Origin of the sequence: Sulfurospirillum deleyianum DSM 6946 (assembly GCF_000024885.1) — a bacterium.
Taxonomy (GTDB): Bacteria; Campylobacterota; Campylobacteria; order Campylobacterales; family Sulfurospirillaceae; genus Sulfurospirillum; species Sulfurospirillum deleyianum.
On record NC_013512.1, the window covers coordinates 809,629 to 826,421 of the forward strand.

Annotated in this window: 18 protein-coding genes; 7 read left to right on the top strand and 11 right to left on the bottom strand. The window is 41.2% G+C overall.

Annotated elements, in window-relative coordinates; translation table 11 throughout:
• The first annotated feature begins 1 nt into the window (after window position 1).
• Together fdh3B and SDEL_RS04140 are read left to right on the top strand one after the other, a co-directional pair.
• Window positions 2-604 (top strand): formate dehydrogenase FDH3 subunit beta, encoded by a 603-nt coding sequence (gene fdh3B, locus SDEL_RS04135; RefSeq protein WP_190275665.1) that lies wholly within the window; start codon window positions 2-4, stop codon window positions 602-604.
• An 11-nt stretch (window positions 605-615) separates the two neighbouring features.
• Window positions 616-1,515 (top strand): formate dehydrogenase subunit gamma, encoded by a 900-nt coding sequence (locus SDEL_RS04140; protein ID WP_012856603.1) that lies wholly within the window; start codon window positions 616-618, stop codon window positions 1,513-1,515.
• Between the two features lie 96 nt (window positions 1,516-1,611).
• On the opposite strand, the gene modD is transcribed toward SDEL_RS04140, so the two are convergent.
• From modD to SDEL_RS04190, 10 genes are all read right to left on the bottom strand, one after another.
• Complete coding sequence (gene modD / locus SDEL_RS04145) at window positions 1,612-2,430, bottom strand: ModD protein (RefSeq protein ID WP_012856604.1); 819 nt, start codon at window positions 2,428-2,430, stop codon at window positions 1,612-1,614.
• A gap of 32 nt (window positions 2,431-2,462) precedes the next feature.
• Window positions 2,463-3,245, bottom strand: a complete 783-nt coding sequence (locus SDEL_RS04150) for a TOBE domain-containing protein (RefSeq protein ID WP_012856605.1) — start codon at window positions 3,243-3,245, stop codon at window positions 2,463-2,465.
• A 78-nt stretch (window positions 3,246-3,323) separates the two neighbouring features.
• A complete protein-coding gene (locus tag SDEL_RS04155; RefSeq protein ID WP_012856606.1) occupies window positions 3,324-3,635 on the bottom strand; it encodes a DUF190 domain-containing protein in 312 nt (103 codons plus the stop codon).
• The gene (gene crcB, locus SDEL_RS04160) at window positions 3,632-4,021 is read right to left on the bottom strand and encodes a fluoride efflux transporter CrcB (RefSeq protein ID WP_012856607.1); all 390 of its coding nucleotides are present in this window, start codon (window positions 4,019-4,021) and stop codon (window positions 3,632-3,634) included. Before crcB ends, SDEL_RS04155 begins: the two co-directional genes overlap by 4 nt.
• Before the next feature lie 43 nt (window positions 4,022-4,064).
• Window positions 4,065-4,592 (bottom strand): FmdE family protein, encoded by a 528-nt coding sequence (locus tag SDEL_RS04165; RefSeq protein WP_012856608.1) that lies wholly within the window; start codon window positions 4,590-4,592, stop codon window positions 4,065-4,067.
• Between the two features lie 9 nt (window positions 4,593-4,601).
• Window positions 4,602-5,384, bottom strand: a complete 783-nt coding sequence (locus SDEL_RS04170) for an ABC transporter ATP-binding protein (RefSeq protein WP_012856609.1) — start codon at window positions 5,382-5,384, stop codon at window positions 4,602-4,604.
• Window positions 5,381-6,421 carry a FecCD family ABC transporter permease gene (locus SDEL_RS04175; RefSeq protein WP_012856610.1) on the bottom strand — a complete coding sequence of 347 codons (1,041 nt, stop codon included), beginning with the start codon at window positions 6,419-6,421 and terminating at the stop codon, window positions 5,381-5,383. The genes SDEL_RS04170 and SDEL_RS04175 overlap by 4 nt, the downstream gene beginning before the upstream one ends.
• Window positions 6,418-7,452, bottom strand: a complete 1,035-nt coding sequence (locus SDEL_RS04180; RefSeq protein WP_012856611.1) for an ABC transporter substrate-binding protein — start codon at window positions 7,450-7,452, stop codon at window positions 6,418-6,420. The genes SDEL_RS04175 and SDEL_RS04180 overlap by 4 nt, the downstream gene beginning before the upstream one ends.
• 105 nt (window positions 7,453-7,557) lie before the next feature.
• Complete coding sequence (locus tag SDEL_RS04185; protein WP_012856612.1) at window positions 7,558-8,319, bottom strand: class I SAM-dependent methyltransferase; 762 nt, start codon at window positions 8,317-8,319, stop codon at window positions 7,558-7,560.
• A gap of 54 nt (window positions 8,320-8,373) precedes the next feature.
• A complete protein-coding gene (locus SDEL_RS04190) occupies window positions 8,374-10,146 on the bottom strand; it encodes a methyl-accepting chemotaxis protein (RefSeq protein ID WP_012856613.1) in 1,773 nt (590 codons plus the stop codon).
• A gap of 151 nt (window positions 10,147-10,297) precedes the next feature.
• On the opposite strand from SDEL_RS04190, the gene SDEL_RS04195 reads away from it, so the two are divergent.
• The 5 genes from SDEL_RS04195 (at window position 10,298) to SDEL_RS04215 (ending at window position 15,624) form a co-directional block, all read left to right on the top strand.
• Window positions 10,298-12,181, top strand: a complete 1,884-nt coding sequence (locus SDEL_RS04195) for a methyl-accepting chemotaxis protein (RefSeq protein WP_012856614.1) — start codon at window positions 10,298-10,300, stop codon at window positions 12,179-12,181.
• A gap of 91 nt (window positions 12,182-12,272) precedes the next feature.
• Entirely contained in the window at window positions 12,273-12,917 is a 645-nt protein-coding gene (thiE, locus tag SDEL_RS04200) for a thiamine phosphate synthase (RefSeq protein ID WP_012856615.1), read from the top strand.
• Entirely contained in the window at window positions 12,911-13,894 is a 984-nt protein-coding gene (locus SDEL_RS04205; protein WP_012856616.1) for an acyltransferase family protein, read from the top strand. Before thiE ends, SDEL_RS04205 begins: the two co-directional genes overlap by 7 nt.
• A 56-nt stretch (window positions 13,895-13,950) precedes the next feature.
• A complete protein-coding gene (locus SDEL_RS04210; RefSeq protein ID WP_041666265.1) occupies window positions 13,951-14,943 on the top strand; it encodes a hypothetical protein in 993 nt (330 codons plus the stop codon).
• 54 nt (window positions 14,944-14,997) lie between these two features.
• The gene (locus SDEL_RS04215; RefSeq protein WP_012856618.1) at window positions 14,998-15,624 is read left to right on the top strand and encodes a LysE family translocator; all 627 of its coding nucleotides are present in this window, start codon (window positions 14,998-15,000) and stop codon (window positions 15,622-15,624) included.
• Window positions 15,625-15,875: 251 nt separating this feature from the next.
• Here SDEL_RS04215 and SDEL_RS04220 read toward each other — a convergent pair whose 3' ends face one another.
• Window positions 15,876-16,781 carry a DMT family transporter gene (locus SDEL_RS04220; RefSeq protein ID WP_012856619.1) on the bottom strand — a complete coding sequence of 302 codons (906 nt, stop codon included), beginning with the start codon at window positions 16,779-16,781 and terminating at the stop codon, window positions 15,876-15,878.
• Window positions 16,782-16,793 lie beyond the last annotated feature (12 nt).

Sequence of the window (16,793 nt, forward strand, 5' to 3'; positions counted from 1 at the left end):
GATGATGGAATACGCAAGAATGAAGTTTTACTGCGATGAGAGCAGATGTATAGAGTGTGATGGATGTAGTATTGCGTGTGCGGAAGCGCATGAACTACCTGTGGGTATTAGCAGACGTAAAGTCATCACGATTAATGAGGGCATCCCAGGCAAAGAGTTTTCAACCTCTGTGGCATGTATGCATTGTACGGATGCTCCTTGTGAGCAAGTCTGTCCTGTGGATTGTTTTTATATCAGAGAAGACGGCATTGTCCTTCATGATAAAGAGAAGTGTATCGGGTGTGGTTACTGTTTATACGCATGTCCATTTGGCGCACCTCAATTTCCTCGTGATGGCGCTTTTGGTGCTAAAGGGGCAATGGATAAATGTACCATGTGTGCAGGAGGACCTTTAGAGACGAACTCAGAAAAAGAGCGTCATCTTTATGGTCAAAACCGTATCGCTGAGGGAAAAGTACCTCTTTGTGCGGCAATGTGTTCAACCAAAGCCCTCTTAGTAGGCGACGCACAATCCGTCTCTAATATCTTTAGAGCTCGTGTGGCAGCGCGTGGCAAAGGTGCGAACGCTCCTTATGGATGGGATAAGGCGTATAAAAATCAATGAAAGGATTCGCAATGAAAAAATATCTTTACATGTTCATTGCGACCCTCGCTTTGGCATCTGTGGCATTGGCTACAGAAAGCCAAATTTGGGGTGAGATGCGCATACAAAATATTTTAGGATACGGTCAAGAAGAGAGTCTAAAACTTGGAGTACTCTTTACCTTCCTTCAAAGTAAATACTTTGCATGGATCTTTTTAGCAGTCCTTATTGGTGTTCCAACGGTCTTCTTTGTGCATTATAAACTTGTCGGTCCTAAGGTGTTTCCACACAGTCATAAAAAACACTATGCCTTTAACCTGTTCCATAGAACGGTTCACCAAGTAGCAGCGGTTAGCTTTTTAGTGCTCGTTCCAACAGGATTTATTATCGTGTTTGGTGATTTTTTTGGGGGTGGAACGTTGGTTCGAATGGCAAAAAACCTTCATGGTATTTTTACCATTCCTTTTGCGATTGTCGTTATTCCTATGGCGCTTATGTGGCTTAAAGAGGCACTCTTTAACTTTGAAGATGTCAAATGGTTTATGATTTTAGGAGGGTATCTCTCCAAAGAGAAACAGATCATTAACGCAGGTCAATTTAATGCAGGTCAAAAGATGTGGTATTGGGTGGCTATCTTAGGTGGTATTACCATGATTTTAAGTGGTGCGATGATGTTCTTCTTAGATTTTAAGATGGAGATGTTGCATAACTTAACAGGGCTTAGCCAAATTGATTTGCTTCGTGTGGCTGCCATTGTGCATAATGTCATGGGCTTTGCGGTTGTCGCTTTGTTTATTACCCATGTGTATATGTCAATGTTTGCGATTAAAGGAGCGGTTAATAGCATTATCACAGGCTATGTGGAAGAAGAGGAAGTAAAATTCCTTCACAATGCATGGTATAAAAAGCTCAAAGAAAAAGGAAAGTTCTAAGGCATATTTTGACACGACTCTTGAGCAAAGCTCAAGAGTCTACGTTGCGACTACGCACTAAAGCTTGCCTCGTTTGAGGCAGAGTGGTGCCTTTACTTAGAGCATTTCGATGGTAACACGAATGTCTGAGGGTTTAGCATGGTAGGGTGAAGAAGTGACAATAAAATCCACGCCCGTCTTAGCAAAATCTTCGATGTTATGTTCGCCAATGCCACCTGTGGCAGAAAGCAGTAAAGAAGGAAAAATTTTCTTGAGCGAAACACAGCGTTTGAGCATCTCAAAATCCATCTTTTCACACTGTAAAATATCTGTTCCTAACCTCGCAAAATAAAGAGCCTCTTCATAATTTTCTACTTCAACGGCTACTTTTTTCTCTAAAAACTTTCGTTTCATTTGTGCAAACTGAGCTTCAAATTCTGCCTCATCAGGGAAAAAAACACGGTGTTGTTTAAAAATCAAAATCGAATCATACAGCCCTAAACGATGGTGCGCTCCACCTCCTGCAAAGACGGCTTTGAGGGCTAAGGCTTTGGTACGAGGGAAAATTTTTCGTGTGGTTAAAAGCTCAATATGCGGTTGATGCAGACGTGCTAAAGAGAGCATTTTTTCTGTTTTACTGGCGATACCACTTAAAAATTCCAAAAGATTTTGACTTGCTTTCCAGACTTTATGCACATTATCTGCTCTACCATAGGCTTCGAGCACACATTCGTTGGCACTCACTCTATCACCGCATTGTTTAAAACGTTTGGTTTCAAGTCCAAGTCGTTGACACATCTCTTCGACCAAATCAACCCCACAGATAATCACTTCTTCCTTAGGTGCAAAAGAGATTTTTGCCGCTTTAGCCCCAAAACCCAGCCCCTCTGTGGTAATATCCATCAGTCCTATATCTTCTTCTAAAATATCCATCATTTTAAAAATCCTTTTTACATGTAAAACGTGTTTTATTTTCCAATCAAAATACTGCTCGATTTAATCAGCGCACACACCTGAACACTCTCTTTGAGTCCTAGCGTATCAACCGATTCGGTGGTAATGGTTGCCGTGATGATATCGTTGTTCCCGATGTCTACACTGACTTGCGTGTTAATATCGCCTCGTTTGATATCTGTAATTTTCCCAAGCAATTTGTTACGTGCGCTTGTGGCAATATCTAAAGTTGTGGTAAGTAAAACGCTTGATGCTTTGATAATGCCTACCACTTCATCACCCACGTGAAGGTTCAGTTCTTCTACGGCACTGTGCGTGATATTCGAGATCAATAAAACGCCACTTTTAAGTTCAATAATCACCTCTGCGCTGACATCTGCGACTTTGAGGCTATGAATTTTTCCGACCAGCTGATTGCGTGCGCTAATGTGCATACTAATCCTTTGTAAATGTTTGACATGTTCCATATTCAGCGATGAAAGGGAAGAGAGATGGTGAATGAAACGTTCATACTCATGTTTCAAAATCGTATAGTTTTCAATCATCTCTTTTCCAAATGCTGTCAACGTTGTTCCTCCACCGCCACTGCCACCTGTGGTGCGAACTACCAGAGGTTGTGCTGAGAGGTTGTTCATGGTATCAATAGCTTCCCACGCCGTTTTATAGCTCAGTCCCACACGCTTTGCAGCTGTTGTGATAGACCCACAATCTAAAATGGCTTCTAATAATTTAATGCGTTTTTCCAAAAGTGCGGGTTTATCAAATTGCAGTAAACCATCACTAAGTGTTTCGCCCATATGCCTTCCTTATATAGTTTAGATATATAACGACTCTGAAAGTGTAACACGTCACACTTAAAATCTTTACATGTAACGCTAAAGCGTACCAAATTCAATGGCGATTTTGGTGTAAAAAAGCCCTAATTTTTCCTCTTTTAGATACGCTAAAAGTGTGTCGCATTGCTCTTCGTTGACATTCATTACGATTTCAAGAGGCTCATCGGCTAGTTCAAAAAATGTTTGAGAGTGGACTTTTCCATCACGACCTACGCCTTGTGCCGCCCTAAGGAGCGTAACGCCTACGATACCAAGCTCTTCTGCTTGATGCATCAGCCAATCACTCAGTCGCTCTCCATCAGGGTGTTTACGGCTTGTAAGCGTGGAAAAGGTGAGTTGAAAACCTTTCATAAATCTCCTTTATTCAAAAGGGTATAGGTGGCAATACCCAAAAATGTCATCACAATAGAGCCTGCAAGATGAAGGCAAATTGCCATCAAGCCTACGCTAAAACGCCCTTGTTGTAGCAACGTAACAATCTCAGCACTAAAGGTACTAAAGGTGGTGAGTCCGCCTAAAAAACCTGTGATGACAAACAACCTCCATTCAGGAGAGAGCGCACTATGGGTTGCAAAAAAAGCGATAGCAAAACCAATCAAATAACCCCCTAGCAGATTTGCGCTGAGTGTTCCAAGCGGAATAGAGGGGGTGAGGGCATTGAGTTTTGTTCCCAAAAACCAGCGCAATACCGCACCAAATCCCGCACCTGAGAAAATCGCTAAAAGGGTATAAGCCATCATAAAACCTTTTCAAAGAACTCGTGTAGATTATAGCATAAAGCTAAAATCCACGGCTATATGATGTGGCGCAATCCAAACAAACTTTTTGTCCCTCTTCAAGGCGCATTTTATGTTCAGGGGCATATTCTCCACACTTTTCGCATGCAATGGAAGTAAAAAGTCTTGCGTGGGTTGGCAGTTCAAAAGAGGGTTCTTTCAGGCTAAACAGCTCTTCAAGGGGTGCATTTAAAATATGCGCTTGCAAAGCTTTTCTATCTACGTTTGGCATAAGTGAACGGTTAAATACGACACGCCCTTTTTTATTGTGTTTGCGGTCAAAAAAACTAAAGGCTTGTTTGCCTGTATCTTTGTAGATAAGATTGCCTTTGCCAAAACTGCATCCTAGAAGCACTTGAATTGCATCAACTCCACACGCATCGTTTTCGGTCACACAGACCAACTCTTCATCCTGTGAAAATCCTGTCATACCCAGCCAAACGTGTGCTGCTTCTGCTGCTCTAAATCCAATGGCAAGTCCTGGACACTCGTGCCCGTGAAAGGCAACACATCTTTCCCATAATGCTTTCATACTTTCTCCTTAATGGTGGTGTTTATGAGGCGTCTCTTCGTGTTCGTGACCGTAGTACACAAACGTATGCCCATTGTTTACATGTAAAGAGGTTTCAACCTCAAAAAGTGTGCTTAACATCGAAGCTTCTAGCGATTTTGTGGGGGTATCATAGACAATACCTCCATTTTGAAGCATGAGCAGTCGATGGGTGTAGTGAATGGCATGTTGCATATCGTGCAGAACAATAAACGTAATCAATGCCTTTTCATGGGTTGCGTGGCGCATGGCAGAGAGCATTTCAAGCTGATTTTTAGGGTCAAGATGAGAGATAGGCTCATCGAGTAACAGCACCTTTGGTTCTTGCAAAAGTGCACTGGCAATGAGCACTTTTTGCCTCTCTCCACCGCTTAGGGTTGCAATATTGCGCTCAAGTAAAGGGGTTAAATGAAAATGCTCAATGCTCTCATGAATCATGGCTTTATCGTTTGGGTTAAGAAACATGCCACTGTAAGCTCTTCGCCCAAGTTCTAAAACCTCTAAAACGCTCATGGAAGGTGTGGTGGCAAATTGAGAGAGATAGGCGATGGTTTTGGCACGTTCACGCACACTTAACGTGCTTAATTCCACGTCATCCAAAAAGATGTGGCGTGAGGCAAAAATTCCTGCAATGTGTTTTAAAAGAGTACTCTTTCCCGCACCATTAGGACCAATGATTCCTATAATTTCACCGCTATGTGCATGGGTTGTAATGTTATGTAACAAAGGTGTTTTACCCACGGTATACGAAAGGTTTTCAATGCGAAGCGTCATAGTCGTTTTCCTTGCATAATAAGAAGGTATAAAAGTACGGGTGCGCCAAGCAAGGAGGTTAAAATGCCCACGGGAAGAATGGAAGGGTATAACAGCATACGAGCCAGTAAGTCCGCTCCTAAAAGTAAAACGCCTCCGCACAAGGCTGAGAGAGGAATGAGCATACTGTGCGCACCGCCTAAAAGTAAGCGAATAAGATGCGGTGCAATCAATCCGATAAACCCAATAATGCCAAAAAATGCTACTGCGATGGCCGTACACAAAGAAGAGAGCATAAACACACCACTGCGAAAGGCTTTGACATGCACGCCTTTGTTAAAAGCATTTTCATCTCCAAAACAGAGCGCATCAAACTTCCAATGCCCTATCCATAATAAAATCAAAGAGGGAATAAAGATAAGGCTTAGAAAGGCAAGTGTCTCATAGTTTGCCTTACTTAAATCACCAAAAGTCCAAAACAGAGCTGCTGCGGCATTCATTTCGGTAGTGAAGTATTGGAGGAACATCGTTCCTGAATGAAATAAAGAGCCAAGACCCACCCCCGCTAAAATAATGCTCGTTGGGCGCATTTGTACTTTTTTCCCTATCCAGATGACTAAAAAGGTAGAGAGCATACTCGCTAGAAATGCAGATAAAGCGATGCTAAATTTGGATAAAAAAGGGTGAGAAATAGCTGAACTCTCTAGGACAATAATAGCAAAGGCCGCACCAAAACCTGCCGCTTGAGAGATACCTAAGGTAAAAGGAGAGGCTAAGGGATTGTGTAAAACGCCCTGCATGGCAACCCCTGAGAGTCCCAAGAGCATCCCGACCAATAATGCTCCCAAGGCTCTAGGTAAACGAATAGACTCGACAATCATCCTAAAGGATTCAGGTTCGCTTTCAAGGTGTAAAAGTTTTGCGCTATCGCTCCACACAATACCGTTTGAACCGCTAATAAGCGCTATCCATAGTAATATCCCAATGCCTCCTATAAAACCACACGCAATTAACAGGCGTTTTAAAGAACGTTTTTTATAAAGCGTTTGGATGCTCATGGACGCGCAAATCCATAGGGCAGTGACTCAAGCAGGGCACTTCCTTTGGGATCACCATAAAAGGCGTTAAAAATAGCATGCGCTTTTTCATTGACATCCACAGGTTCGCCTAAATAGGCGGCGATTTGCCATGCGATGATAAGAAGATTTTCAACATTGGTACTGTAAAAATTAAAGCCTAAAACCTCTTTGACATTGCCTGTTTTATAGGCACTTAAGGTATCGTAGAGTGCTTTTTGGGCGTGGTACTCTTGCTCCACTTTTGTTTTACCAAATTGATCAATAAAAATCATATCGGGATTGTGGTGCATTAAGGCTTCGAGTTCAATAAACTGATGCCCTTGCGCACCGCTTTTTTCAAACAGGGTATTTTTAAGCCCTAAAAGTTCAAAAGGAGGGTAGCTCACTTCTGTGCTGGTAAGCCCTTGCACTCCTTTGTAGCCAATACCGCCGACATAGAGTTTTTTAGCAGGAAATTTTAATGTACGCAAATTCTCTTCTTGTGTCTGAATAAACGTCACTAACGCTTTGGCACGTGGGTTTGTTCGTGTGATATTTCCCAAAAGAAGCAAAGAGTTTTTAATATCTTCAAGATTTTTTTCACTCGTTCCACCATACGAAGCGCCATAACTGATGGCAATGAGTGGAATATTGGTTTTTGAGGCAATGAGTTCAAGTTGATTTTTATCGACAAAAGAGGCAATGATAAAATCAGGTTTGGCAACAATCAAGGCTTCCAAATCAGGCATTTTTCCAGGACCACCTGTGCCAATAAGCGGTAATTTTGCAATGTTCTTTTTACCTAAAAAAGTGCGATAGGGTGAAAAAGGACTTGCTTCATTTTCTGTCTTTTCAATGCCAACCAGACGATTTTCAAGTCCCAAATAGACCGCAAGACGAAGGGCTCCTGGTCCTATACAGACTATTTTGTCACTCTTTTCAATGCTAACCTCTCTGCCTAGCATATCGGTGTAGGTTTGGGAAAAAAGTAAAGAGGCAAAACATGAAAGCAAAAAAATCACTTTTTTCATAGAGCGTTCCTTGTGAGAAGATGAATATTTCTAAAAGCCATAATAACACTAATAAAAATCTTGTATTATTATAGCCTCACAAAGATTAAGAAAAAGAGTGTATGGCTAATGTTTCCATACTACTATAATTTTTTCAGCTTTTGTAGAAATGTTGACAGAGGCATTGTGCGAAAAATCTGTTATAAGGCGTTCTATCTTCTCTTCATCCGCTTCTATGCCTCTGCGCTCCAACTGCTCTTTGGCATACGCTTTGGCGTCATAAAGGCTATACGTATCGCTCCATTGTGTTTCAAAACGTTTGTGTGTATAGGAAATATTTTTCTTTTCCAGTTGAGCGATGACATCTTCAGCTTTGATGCTTCCTGTTTGGCTAAAGTGCTCATGAGGACGATGGGAAAGAAGCAGCGCATCAACAAATGCATTGATACGATACGCTCCCCATGAGACGAAAATGCCGTATTTTGTCGAGGCGTTTATCATTTTGTCGATGGTTGTACCATCATGAATCGCAGGTGTCATGGAGGCTAAAACGATGTCGTAAGGTGTGGTGAGCGCAAAACTATCCCAATCGCTTTGATACGTTTTGATGAACCCTTCAATGCCCTCATTTTGAGCATCTTCTTTTAAAATAGCCAGCATCTTAGCTGAGGTATCTATGGCAGTTACGTTTACATGTAAGAGCGCTAAAGGAATGCTAAACGTGCCTGTTCCTGAGCCAATATCTAACAGGGTGCTTTGTGGGGCATACGCTACGCCTTGCTCTTTTGTCCATGCCAAAATCGTCTCTACATCTTGACGCATTGAGTCGGTATTAAAACGGGGGTAGCGCTTTGCGAGAATATCCCAAAAATGGGTTGGCATCGGCATAAAAGTCTCCTTGTTTCGTTATGGTTTTAAAACTATAACGAAACCTTACTAAAACTATGATGTCACAGATGTATTCTTTACATGTAAAAAGCGTGAAAGTGTATGCATCATGGTATGTGAAATGGTGAAAAGTTCCTCTGAGACGGTTGCGACAGCATTGCCTTTATCTTTGTTAGTGAGGCTTAATTTAAGCGTGGACTGCATCTGTTCGATAAGCAGATTGACAGTGTAGGAGACATCATGGGAGAGGTGTACGGCCTCATCAGCAATGCCCAGTGAGTGGTTAATCTCTTTTTGCGTACGGGTGGCAATATTCCCTAGCGAAGCCATACGTTTGGCGGTATCTTCCATTAATGTTGTGACACAATCAAGGCGTTTGGTATTTTGAACAACGCCCCCAATAATCTCTTTGACAATGACATCAATATTACTTAAGCTCTCTTGGGTACGTTCTGCGAGTTTTCGAACTTCATCGGCAACCACCGCAAAGCCTCTTCCGTGTTCCCCCGCTCGTGCGGCTTCGATGGCGGCATTGAGGGCTAAAAGGTTGGTTTGTTCTGCAATTTCATCAATCAAGGTAAAAACCGTTTGCATTTGCGCCACATGCATACTCAACTCTTGCATCTGTTTATAGATGGCATTTTGTTCGTGTTGGCTTTGATTGACATCGGTGTTTAACGCTTCTAAATCACTCATAAATTGCCCCATAACATGCATGTTCTGTTTTAAAACCTCTTTGGTTTGTTCACTCATCCCCTCCGATTGGCTTAGGGTCTGTTTGAGTGTTTCAATGGGTTGGTTCATTTTTTCAATGCTGTTTTCTTGTGCATGAATGGTCTCCAGTAAACTTTGTGATGTCCCTTGAAGGCTTTGGGCAAAATGGCGTGCGTCTTGTGCGATATCGTCAATCTGGACAATGGTGTTTTCTACATGTAAAAAGACAGAACCCATCATACGAGCGATACCATCTAACTCATCTTTGCTCTTTGCCTTAGGTGTTGTAATTTTTTGGCGCAAATCAATGTGTTGTTGATCGGTAATCATACGTTCCAACTCATCACGCATCAGAAGCGTTTGGCGTACGATAGAGCGGATGGCAAACCATAAAAGAAAAAGGGTTGAGATAAAAAAGAGTGCGGCGATAAAGAGATATAAGGTGTCTTTTTGGGTACTTTTAAGAAGGTTTTCTAAGGCAAGATGGCTAGAAGAGAGTGTTTGTGTACCTTCTTCTAGTTGGGTATTGAGATAGGCAATATTTTTGTCTAAGGTCTGCATACTTTTGAGTGTTTTATCGTTAAATGTGAGTGCTTCATCAATGACTTTTCCTGTAATATCCTCAATTACCAGCGCAATGTCTCGTACCACATCTTCATTGGATTCTAATTTCAATCGTTCTGCTAGGATGGTAAATTGCGAAGCATACGGCTCTATAAAAGGATGCATTCCCGCAGCGCTCTTTTGCCATGCTTTGAGTTCCTCACTTAAGCGTTCAAGTTTACGCTGTTGAGAGGGTTTGAAATTGAGGGTTTGAAGCTCATTTCGAAGGGTTCGTAAGGCAAAAAGGTCGTTGTAAAACTGCGCAATCGTTTGGGCGTCTTTTTCAAGCGCAGAAAATTTTTGAATGATGTTGGTGTTCATTTGGGTAGTCTCTTGCAGGTGAGAGCGAAGGGTTTTGGATTGGTCAATTTGCGTATGAAAAAAGTTTTGTTGGTGGAGAAAACTAAGACCATAAATGAGTGTCATAATAAAAAAGGCACTAAAAATCGTTAAAAATCCAAAGTAAAAACGCTGTTTAATACTAAGTTGCTTTAAAAAAGAAAAAGGCATCAATCACTCCTAATGTGTATACTAAAGCGATTGTAAACTAAGTTCATTGCGAATTGGTAACGAAAAGTTATTTTTTTTACCATTTTTTGTAACACATTTATAACGCATGGTCGATATAATGCTTGTAGATATTATTTTCAAAGGAGTTCGTATGTCGTTCAAAGCCAAAATCTTAACCACCATTTCGGTGCTTATGTTTGCTAGTTTAAGTATCTTTGGGTTGATTAGTTATCTGGATACTAAGAGAAACAGCGTAGCGCAAGTAGAACAGAGTCTTCAAATGGCATCACGGGCACTTACCGATTATATTGATGTATGGATTGCGGGGAAAAAGAGCGGGGTTGAGAGTGCAAGTCGCTATCTAACTGATATTGAAATGATGGATCAAGCCTCTGTAATAATGATTTTGAAAGAGACGACTAAAACGTTGGGTGGTTTTGATACAACCGTTGGTTTAGAAGATGGAACGGCATATACGGGTTCAGGAACTGCTATGCCAAAAGGGTATGACCCACGAGTACGTGGTTGGTATAAAACGATTAAAGCAAGCCAAAAAGTTGGTGTGACGGATGCTTATGTGGATGCTACGACGAATAAACTGATTGTTTCCATTATGGCACCCATTATGAAAGAGGGAAAATTTTTAGGCGGTGTGATTTTAGATATTGCGTTGGATGTACTTATTAAAGCGACCTCAGATGTCACTTTTAATGGCGGATATGGAACTTTAATTGATACACAAGGTATTTTTATAGCCCATCCAAATAAAGAGCTTTTAGGTAAAGAGCTGAAAAGTGTGAATGCAGAATTAGCACAAAAAATAGCAGGAAAAGATGCGGGATTGATCGAGTATGTTCATGGTGGCAAAGCCAAAGTCTTTGCCTTTAAAGTTTCCAAAGAGACAGGTGGCTGGGTACCTGCCATTACCTTTGATCAAGAGACAGCTTATGCTTTCCTAAGCGCCCAAATTAAAGAGTTAATGGTTGCAGGCATCATCATGCTCATCCTCTCCATAGGTATCATGATTCTGCTCATTAAAGCCCTACTTAAACCACTCGATAACCTTAATGGTGTGGTAGAAGAGCTTTCCAGCAGTGAGGGAGATTTAAGACAACGCTTAAGTGCCACAGCCAATGATGAATTTGCCCAAGTCTCACGTAATATCAATAAATTTATTGAAAAACTCCATGAGATTGTCAAAAAATCAAAAACTATCAGTAATGAAAACGCTTCTATCTCTGAAGAGCTTTCTCGTACTGCTTCAGAAGTCGTACGCAATGTGGATGCAGAATCTCGTATTGTTGAACATACGAAAGAAGAAGGTATTTCTTTAGTAAAAAGTATAGAAAACTCTGTCTCTAAAGCCAAAGATTCTCAAAAAGCACTCTCTGATACCCAAAAAGATATCAGTGATGTTAAAACCAAAGTGGAACAACTAGAATACACCATGCAAGCTACCGCAGCTAAAGAGCAAAACTTAGCCGAACGCCTTAATACCGTCAGTCATAATGCCAATGAAGTCAAAGATGTCCTTAATATCATTCGAGATATTGCAGACCAAACCAATTTGTTAGCGCTTAATGCCGCCATTGAAGCTGCAAGGGCTGGAGAACATGGACGTGGCTTTGCTGTGGTTGCCGATGAAGTAAGAAAACTAGCAGAACGAACCCAAAAAAGCTTAGTGGAGATTGATGCCACCATCAATGTCGTGGTTCAATCGATTATGGATGCTAATACCGATATTACCGCTAACGCACAAGAGGTCAATGCACTAGCTTCTATCTCTGTGGAACTGCAAGATGGCATGAACAGTGTAGCTACCATTATTCATAAAACCATTGATGATTCTCATCATACCGTTAATGACTTTATTGATACCGCATCTAAGATTAAAAAGATTGTCGATGAAATAGAAAAAATCAATGTCATTTCTAAAGAGAATGTCGGAAGCATTGATAATGTCTCACAAGCCTCTGAACATCTCCATGTTATGACCGAAAATCTCAATAATGAATTAGGGAAGTTTAAGTCCTAAATCACTCTTCATGCTCAAGCAATGCTTTATTGCTTGGGCATTTTAAGCTTCGAGTTTGTACAATCACCTTAAAAAATAATGTGAGGTTTTTATGCTAGATAGATCTCTCCTTCAAGGACTCTATGTCCTCACCGATGAATTTTTAACTCCCAATGAAACCCTACTAGAACAGATGGAGCGTGTGCTGAAAAGTGGCGTGCGCGTCCTTCAGTACCGCAATAAGAACGCTAATGAGGAAGAAGCGCTGAGAGATTGCATTCGGCTTCAAGCTTTGTGTGATTATTATGAGGCACTTTTTATTGTGGATGATAGGCTGGATGTGGCGTACGAGATGAATGCTGATGGTTTACATGTAGGCATGGATGATGTTGGTTATGAAGAGGCGAGGGAGCGTTTAGGTAAAGATAAAATCATTGGCGTTTCGTGTTATGGCGATATTGAGAGAGCGTTGCACTATGAAGCTTTAGGAGCGGATTATGTGGCGTTTGGCTCATTTTTTCCTTCGCCCACGAAACCTCATTCACAGGTTGTGTCACCTTCGATATTAGAAGAAGCCAAAAAGCGTCTAAAAGCACCTATCTGTGCGATTGGGGGGATTAATCAAGAAAATATTTCCCAGTTACATGCCTATGAATTAGCGATGTATTCGGTGATTAGTGCGGTGTATAAAGAGGATAACATTGAAGACAATGTAGAAAAAATGCACGCCATTATACAAAAGGCTTCTATGTGCTAGAAAAATTTGATGTCTCCATTACCAATGCGAGTAAAGGCATGGCATTGATGCTTATTTTGTGGCATCATCTTTTTTATGAAGAACCTGAGAGTGGTTGGTTTGTGTTTCAAACCGCCTTGTTAGCTAAGGTGTGCGTGGGTATTTATGTCATCTTAAGCGGTTATGGTTTAGCAGAATCAATTAAAAAACGAGGCATGGAGCTTAGAGCTTTTTATAAACGGAGGCTTCTGAAGCTTTATATGAATTATTGGTTGATTGCTCTTTTGTTTGTTCCTTTTGGCGCATGGTTTATGGGCAGAACTCTGTTTAGTGTCTATGGAGAACACTCGTTTGAGGGCTTTATGATTCAGATGTTAGGGCTTCAGATGTTCACGTGGGTCGGCTATGGCTATAATGCAACATGGTGGTTTATGAGCCTTATTGTTGTGCTGTATGCGATTTTCCCATTGATGCATTTTTTAACGGCTCGTTTTGGGTGGTGGTTTTTAGCGGTGTGTGCATTTATCCTTTTTATGCCTATTCCTTTGGTGAATGATTGGATTTTTCCGTTTGCTGTGGGTATTTTTCTCTCGCAACGCAATGGTTTTGTTTGGCTGTTTAACTGGTTTCAAAACAAGGGCTTATGGGGTTTTTTCATGCTCTTAGGTGCGACGGTGTTTATGGCGTGGTACAGACAAAATGGATGGTTGTTTGATAGTGTTCGTGCCGATACTTTTTTTGGTATTTTACTGATTCTTTGGACGACGAAAGTCTCTCTTTTTTTCTCGTGGATAAAATATGCCCTTGAATTTATAGGGATTCACTCGTTTAATATCTTTTTGTTTCATACCTTTATTTACTACTACTATTTCCCTGACTTTATCTATGGATTTTACAGTCCTTTGCTGATTTTCTTAGTCCTTTTAGGGGTTTGTTTGATGATTTCAATGCTTATCGAGCGGTTTAAGAGCTTGATTGGATTTGATAAACTCATTTAGAAACTATCCGATTTTGTTTCATTAGAAAATCGTAATGAAACGACAAAGGATGTTTGATGCGTATTGCAACCTCTAACATAGCACTCTCTTCTCTTTATGAAAGCTCCGAAGAGAGCATGCGTTTTTCTCGTACAACCGCAGAAGAAGTAAAGACTCAGATTCAGACCAATGAGGCAGAAAAGCTCTCCCTTCAAGCGCATGGCGAGATAACAACACAGGAAGGCAAAAGTATTGCACTCTCTTTGGAGACACACTTATCTCGCTACGATAGTTACCGTGTTGAAATACGCCAAAGCCTTGCTCAGATGGTTGACCCTTTGGTGATGAATCTTCAAGGTGGGCTGGTGAATGTGGAAAAAGAGAAGACATTTTCGTTTGATTTAAACAGCGATGGCGTAGAGGATACACTCTCTTTATTGGCTCAAAACAGTGGTTTTTTAGCGTTAGATCGTGATGAAAATGGGCTGATTGATGATGGAAGTGAACTCTTTGGTACCCAAAGTGGCGATGGTTTTTTAGATTTGTCTGCTTACGATGATGATGCTAATGGCTGGATTGATGCCAACGATGAAATCTTTTCCAAGCTAAAAATTTGGCAAAAGAGTGCGCTAGAAGATAAACTCATAAGCCTCAGTGAGGCAAAAGTAGGCGCACTGTTACTGGAGAGTGTTGAATCTGCATTTAGCTATAAAAATGATGAAACCCTTAATGCAGCGTTAAAAAAGAGCAGTGTGGTACTTTTTGAAGATGGCAAAACGGGGTGGATGTCGCATTTGGATTTTTCTATTACGCCTCCAGCCAGTACACAAAACCAAACAACGCTTCAACAAAGTAGTGAAGAGCAGAGTCGTATCTCTTTAGAACCTTCTAGCCTCTCAAAGCTAAAAGCGTCTAGCACCCAAGAGAGTGATAGTTTGGTCGATGGCTTGAAAAAGCGTTTGAAAGTCTTGCAAGCACGTCTTCCCAAAGCAGAAAATGAGGGTGAGAAAAACGCATTGATGGTTCAAATTCTTGAGTTATCTCTACGCATTGTTCAGCTAGGTGGCTAATCTCAGCCTTTTTGCGTTACACTTTTACATGCTTACATGTAAAAGGAAAATCTTATGTTAGAACTTCATACCATGCTCCTGTTTATAGGGGCTTCAACGCTTTTGGCTCTCAGTCCTGGTCCTGATATTCTCTTTGTTTTAACCCAAGCGATGGTGCGAGGAAGCCGCTCAGGCATCGTGATAGCCCTAGGGCTGTGCAGTGGACTTATCTTTCATACAACCGCTGTGGCACTTGGTGTTGCGGTCATTTTTCAAACTTCCGCTTTAGCGTTTAGTCTTTTAAAATTTATAGGAGCGGGCTATCTGCTGTACTTAGCCTTCATGGCATTTAGAGATGCTACAAAAAGCAAACTCAATATGACACAACCACCTCTAAGTCTTAGTACACTCTATAAACGAGGCATCTTGATGAATATCGCCAATCCCAAAGTTTCCATCTTCTTTTTAGCTTTTCTTCCCCAATTTACCAATCCAGCATTGGGCAATGTCACGGTGCAGATTTTTAGCTTAGGTGCTCTTTTTATGCTCAGCGCTTTGGTGGTTTTTATCAGCGTTTCCTTGTTAGCAGGACGGATTGGGGCGTGGTTTATGCGTACGAAAAACGGTGAGAAAATTCTCAATCGCATCGCAGGGACGATTTTTGCGGCTTTAGCTCTTAAATTGGCATTGGCATCACGATGAAAAAAAGTACCCTTTTAGCTGTGGTTTTAGCGCTCTTTTGTGGAGTGTTAGTGATAGAATTTTTTCTACAAACGCTTTTATCTTAGAGGCATTTAATCTTTACATGTAAAGGTGAGACATCTTGCAAAATATCTTCTGCAAGAAAGCAAAGCACCAAGGGTGCGTGGGCATTCCGCCGAGGAAAACCCAGCGTTAGCGTAGCCTTTAAAGTTTTGCTTGAAAGGCGTGTTAAGAGGTCTTCAAGAACTCTATTAAATGGACTCTTTTTTCTTAGTAAGATTGGGGAGTTGCGAGATAATAATTCCTCCAAAAATCACAAAACTTGCTAACATCTCCGTCTGGCTTAAACGTTCGTTTAAAAAGAGGTAGGCGAGTAAAACGGTAAAGACGGGAATGAGGTTAACAAAGACCGAAGCTTTGGATGCTTCAATGCGACTAAGCGCTAAGTTAAACATGCCATAACCTCCAAGGGTTACCACAATACCCAAATAACAAAGCCACCCAAACACTTCAAGACTGAGGTGCATTGGAAGGGTAAAATACTCCCAAATCGCAAGTGGAAAAAAGAAAATAGTTCCTACAAAAGCCTGAATGGCTGTTAGAAAGAGCGCTGAAAACTTTTGGCTTAAATAGCGCACGGAAATAGCGTACCACGTTCCACAAATCATGGCGCAGAACTCTAAAAAATTGCCTAAAAGAGGATTGGAAGCATTTTCACTGCTTTGGGCACCAAGGCTAAGCCAAATGGCTCCCACAACGGCTAAAACAGAGCCAATGACAATGCGTTTGCTTAGGTACTCTTTGAGGACAAAACTGGCTGCAATCGCTGTCATAAGAGGCATCATGGAGGTGATCATTCCCGCTTGAGAGGCAGTGGTGAGTTGAAGTGCTTTGGCTTCAAAAATAAAATAAAAACAAGGCTCAAAAAGGGTAAGTAAAAGGATGTATTTGATGTCATGGCGTGTAAAAGAGAGCGCACGAAATTGCTTGATAAAATAGACAAAGCATAAACTCGCAATAACCATACGTCCAAAAACAACGCTCATGGGTCCTAGTGGGCCAATGGCGGATTTGAGGGCAATAAATGAACTTGCCCATGTGAGCATCGCAATGAGCAAAAATAAAATACCAATAGGATCGGTTTTTGGTTGATTCATGAAACTTCTTTG

What these genes read in the sequence shown, in the direction of transcription:
- SDEL_RS04165 (WP_012856608.1), bottom strand. Translation starts at nt 4,592, where the DNA reads ATGAAAGCATTATGGGAAAGATGTGTTGCCTTTCACGGGCACGAGTGT.
- fdh3B (WP_190275665.1), top strand. Translation starts at nt 2, where the DNA reads ATGATGGAATACGCAAGAATGAAGTTTTACTGCGATGAGAGCAGATGT.
- SDEL_RS04195 (WP_012856614.1), top strand. Translation starts at nt 10,298, where the DNA reads ATGTCGTTCAAAGCCAAAATCTTAACCACCATTTCGGTGCTTATGTTT.
- SDEL_RS04190 (WP_012856613.1), bottom strand. Translation starts at nt 10,146, where the DNA reads ATGCCTTTTTCTTTTTTAAAGCAACTTAGTATTAAACAGCGTTTTTAC.
- SDEL_RS04185 (WP_012856612.1), bottom strand. Translation starts at nt 8,319, where the DNA reads ATGCCGATGCCAACCCATTTTTGGGATATTCTCGCAAAGCGCTACCCC.
- SDEL_RS04150 (WP_012856605.1), bottom strand. Translation starts at nt 3,245, where the DNA reads ATGGGCGAAACACTTAGTGATGGTTTACTGCAATTTGATAAACCCGCA.
- modD (WP_012856604.1), bottom strand. Translation starts at nt 2,430, where the DNA reads ATGATGGATATTTTAGAAGAAGATATAGGACTGATGGATATTACCACA.
- SDEL_RS04215 (WP_012856618.1), top strand. Translation starts at nt 14,998, where the DNA reads ATGTTAGAACTTCATACCATGCTCCTGTTTATAGGGGCTTCAACGCTT.
- crcB (WP_012856607.1), bottom strand. Translation starts at nt 4,021, where the DNA reads ATGGCTTATACCCTTTTAGCGATTTTCTCAGGTGCGGGATTTGGTGCG.
- SDEL_RS04140 (WP_012856603.1), top strand. Translation starts at nt 616, where the DNA reads ATGAAAAAATATCTTTACATGTTCATTGCGACCCTCGCTTTGGCATCT.
- SDEL_RS04220 (WP_012856619.1), bottom strand. Translation starts at nt 16,781, where the DNA reads ATGAATCAACCAAAAACCGATCCTATTGGTATTTTATTTTTGCTCATT.
- SDEL_RS04180 (WP_012856611.1), bottom strand. Translation starts at nt 7,452, where the DNA reads ATGAAAAAAGTGATTTTTTTGCTTTCATGTTTTGCCTCTTTACTTTTT.
- SDEL_RS04155 (WP_012856606.1), bottom strand. Translation starts at nt 3,635, where the DNA reads ATGAAAGGTTTTCAACTCACCTTTTCCACGCTTACAAGCCGTAAACAC.
- SDEL_RS04170 (WP_012856609.1), bottom strand. Translation starts at nt 5,384, where the DNA reads ATGACGCTTCGCATTGAAAACCTTTCGTATACCGTGGGTAAAACACCT.
- thiE (WP_012856615.1), top strand. Translation starts at nt 12,273, where the DNA reads ATGCTAGATAGATCTCTCCTTCAAGGACTCTATGTCCTCACCGATGAA.
- SDEL_RS04210 (WP_041666265.1), top strand. Translation starts at nt 13,951, where the DNA reads ATGCGTATTGCAACCTCTAACATAGCACTCTCTTCTCTTTATGAAAGC.
- SDEL_RS04175 (WP_012856610.1), bottom strand. Translation starts at nt 6,421, where the DNA reads ATGAGCATCCAAACGCTTTATAAAAAACGTTCTTTAAAACGCCTGTTA.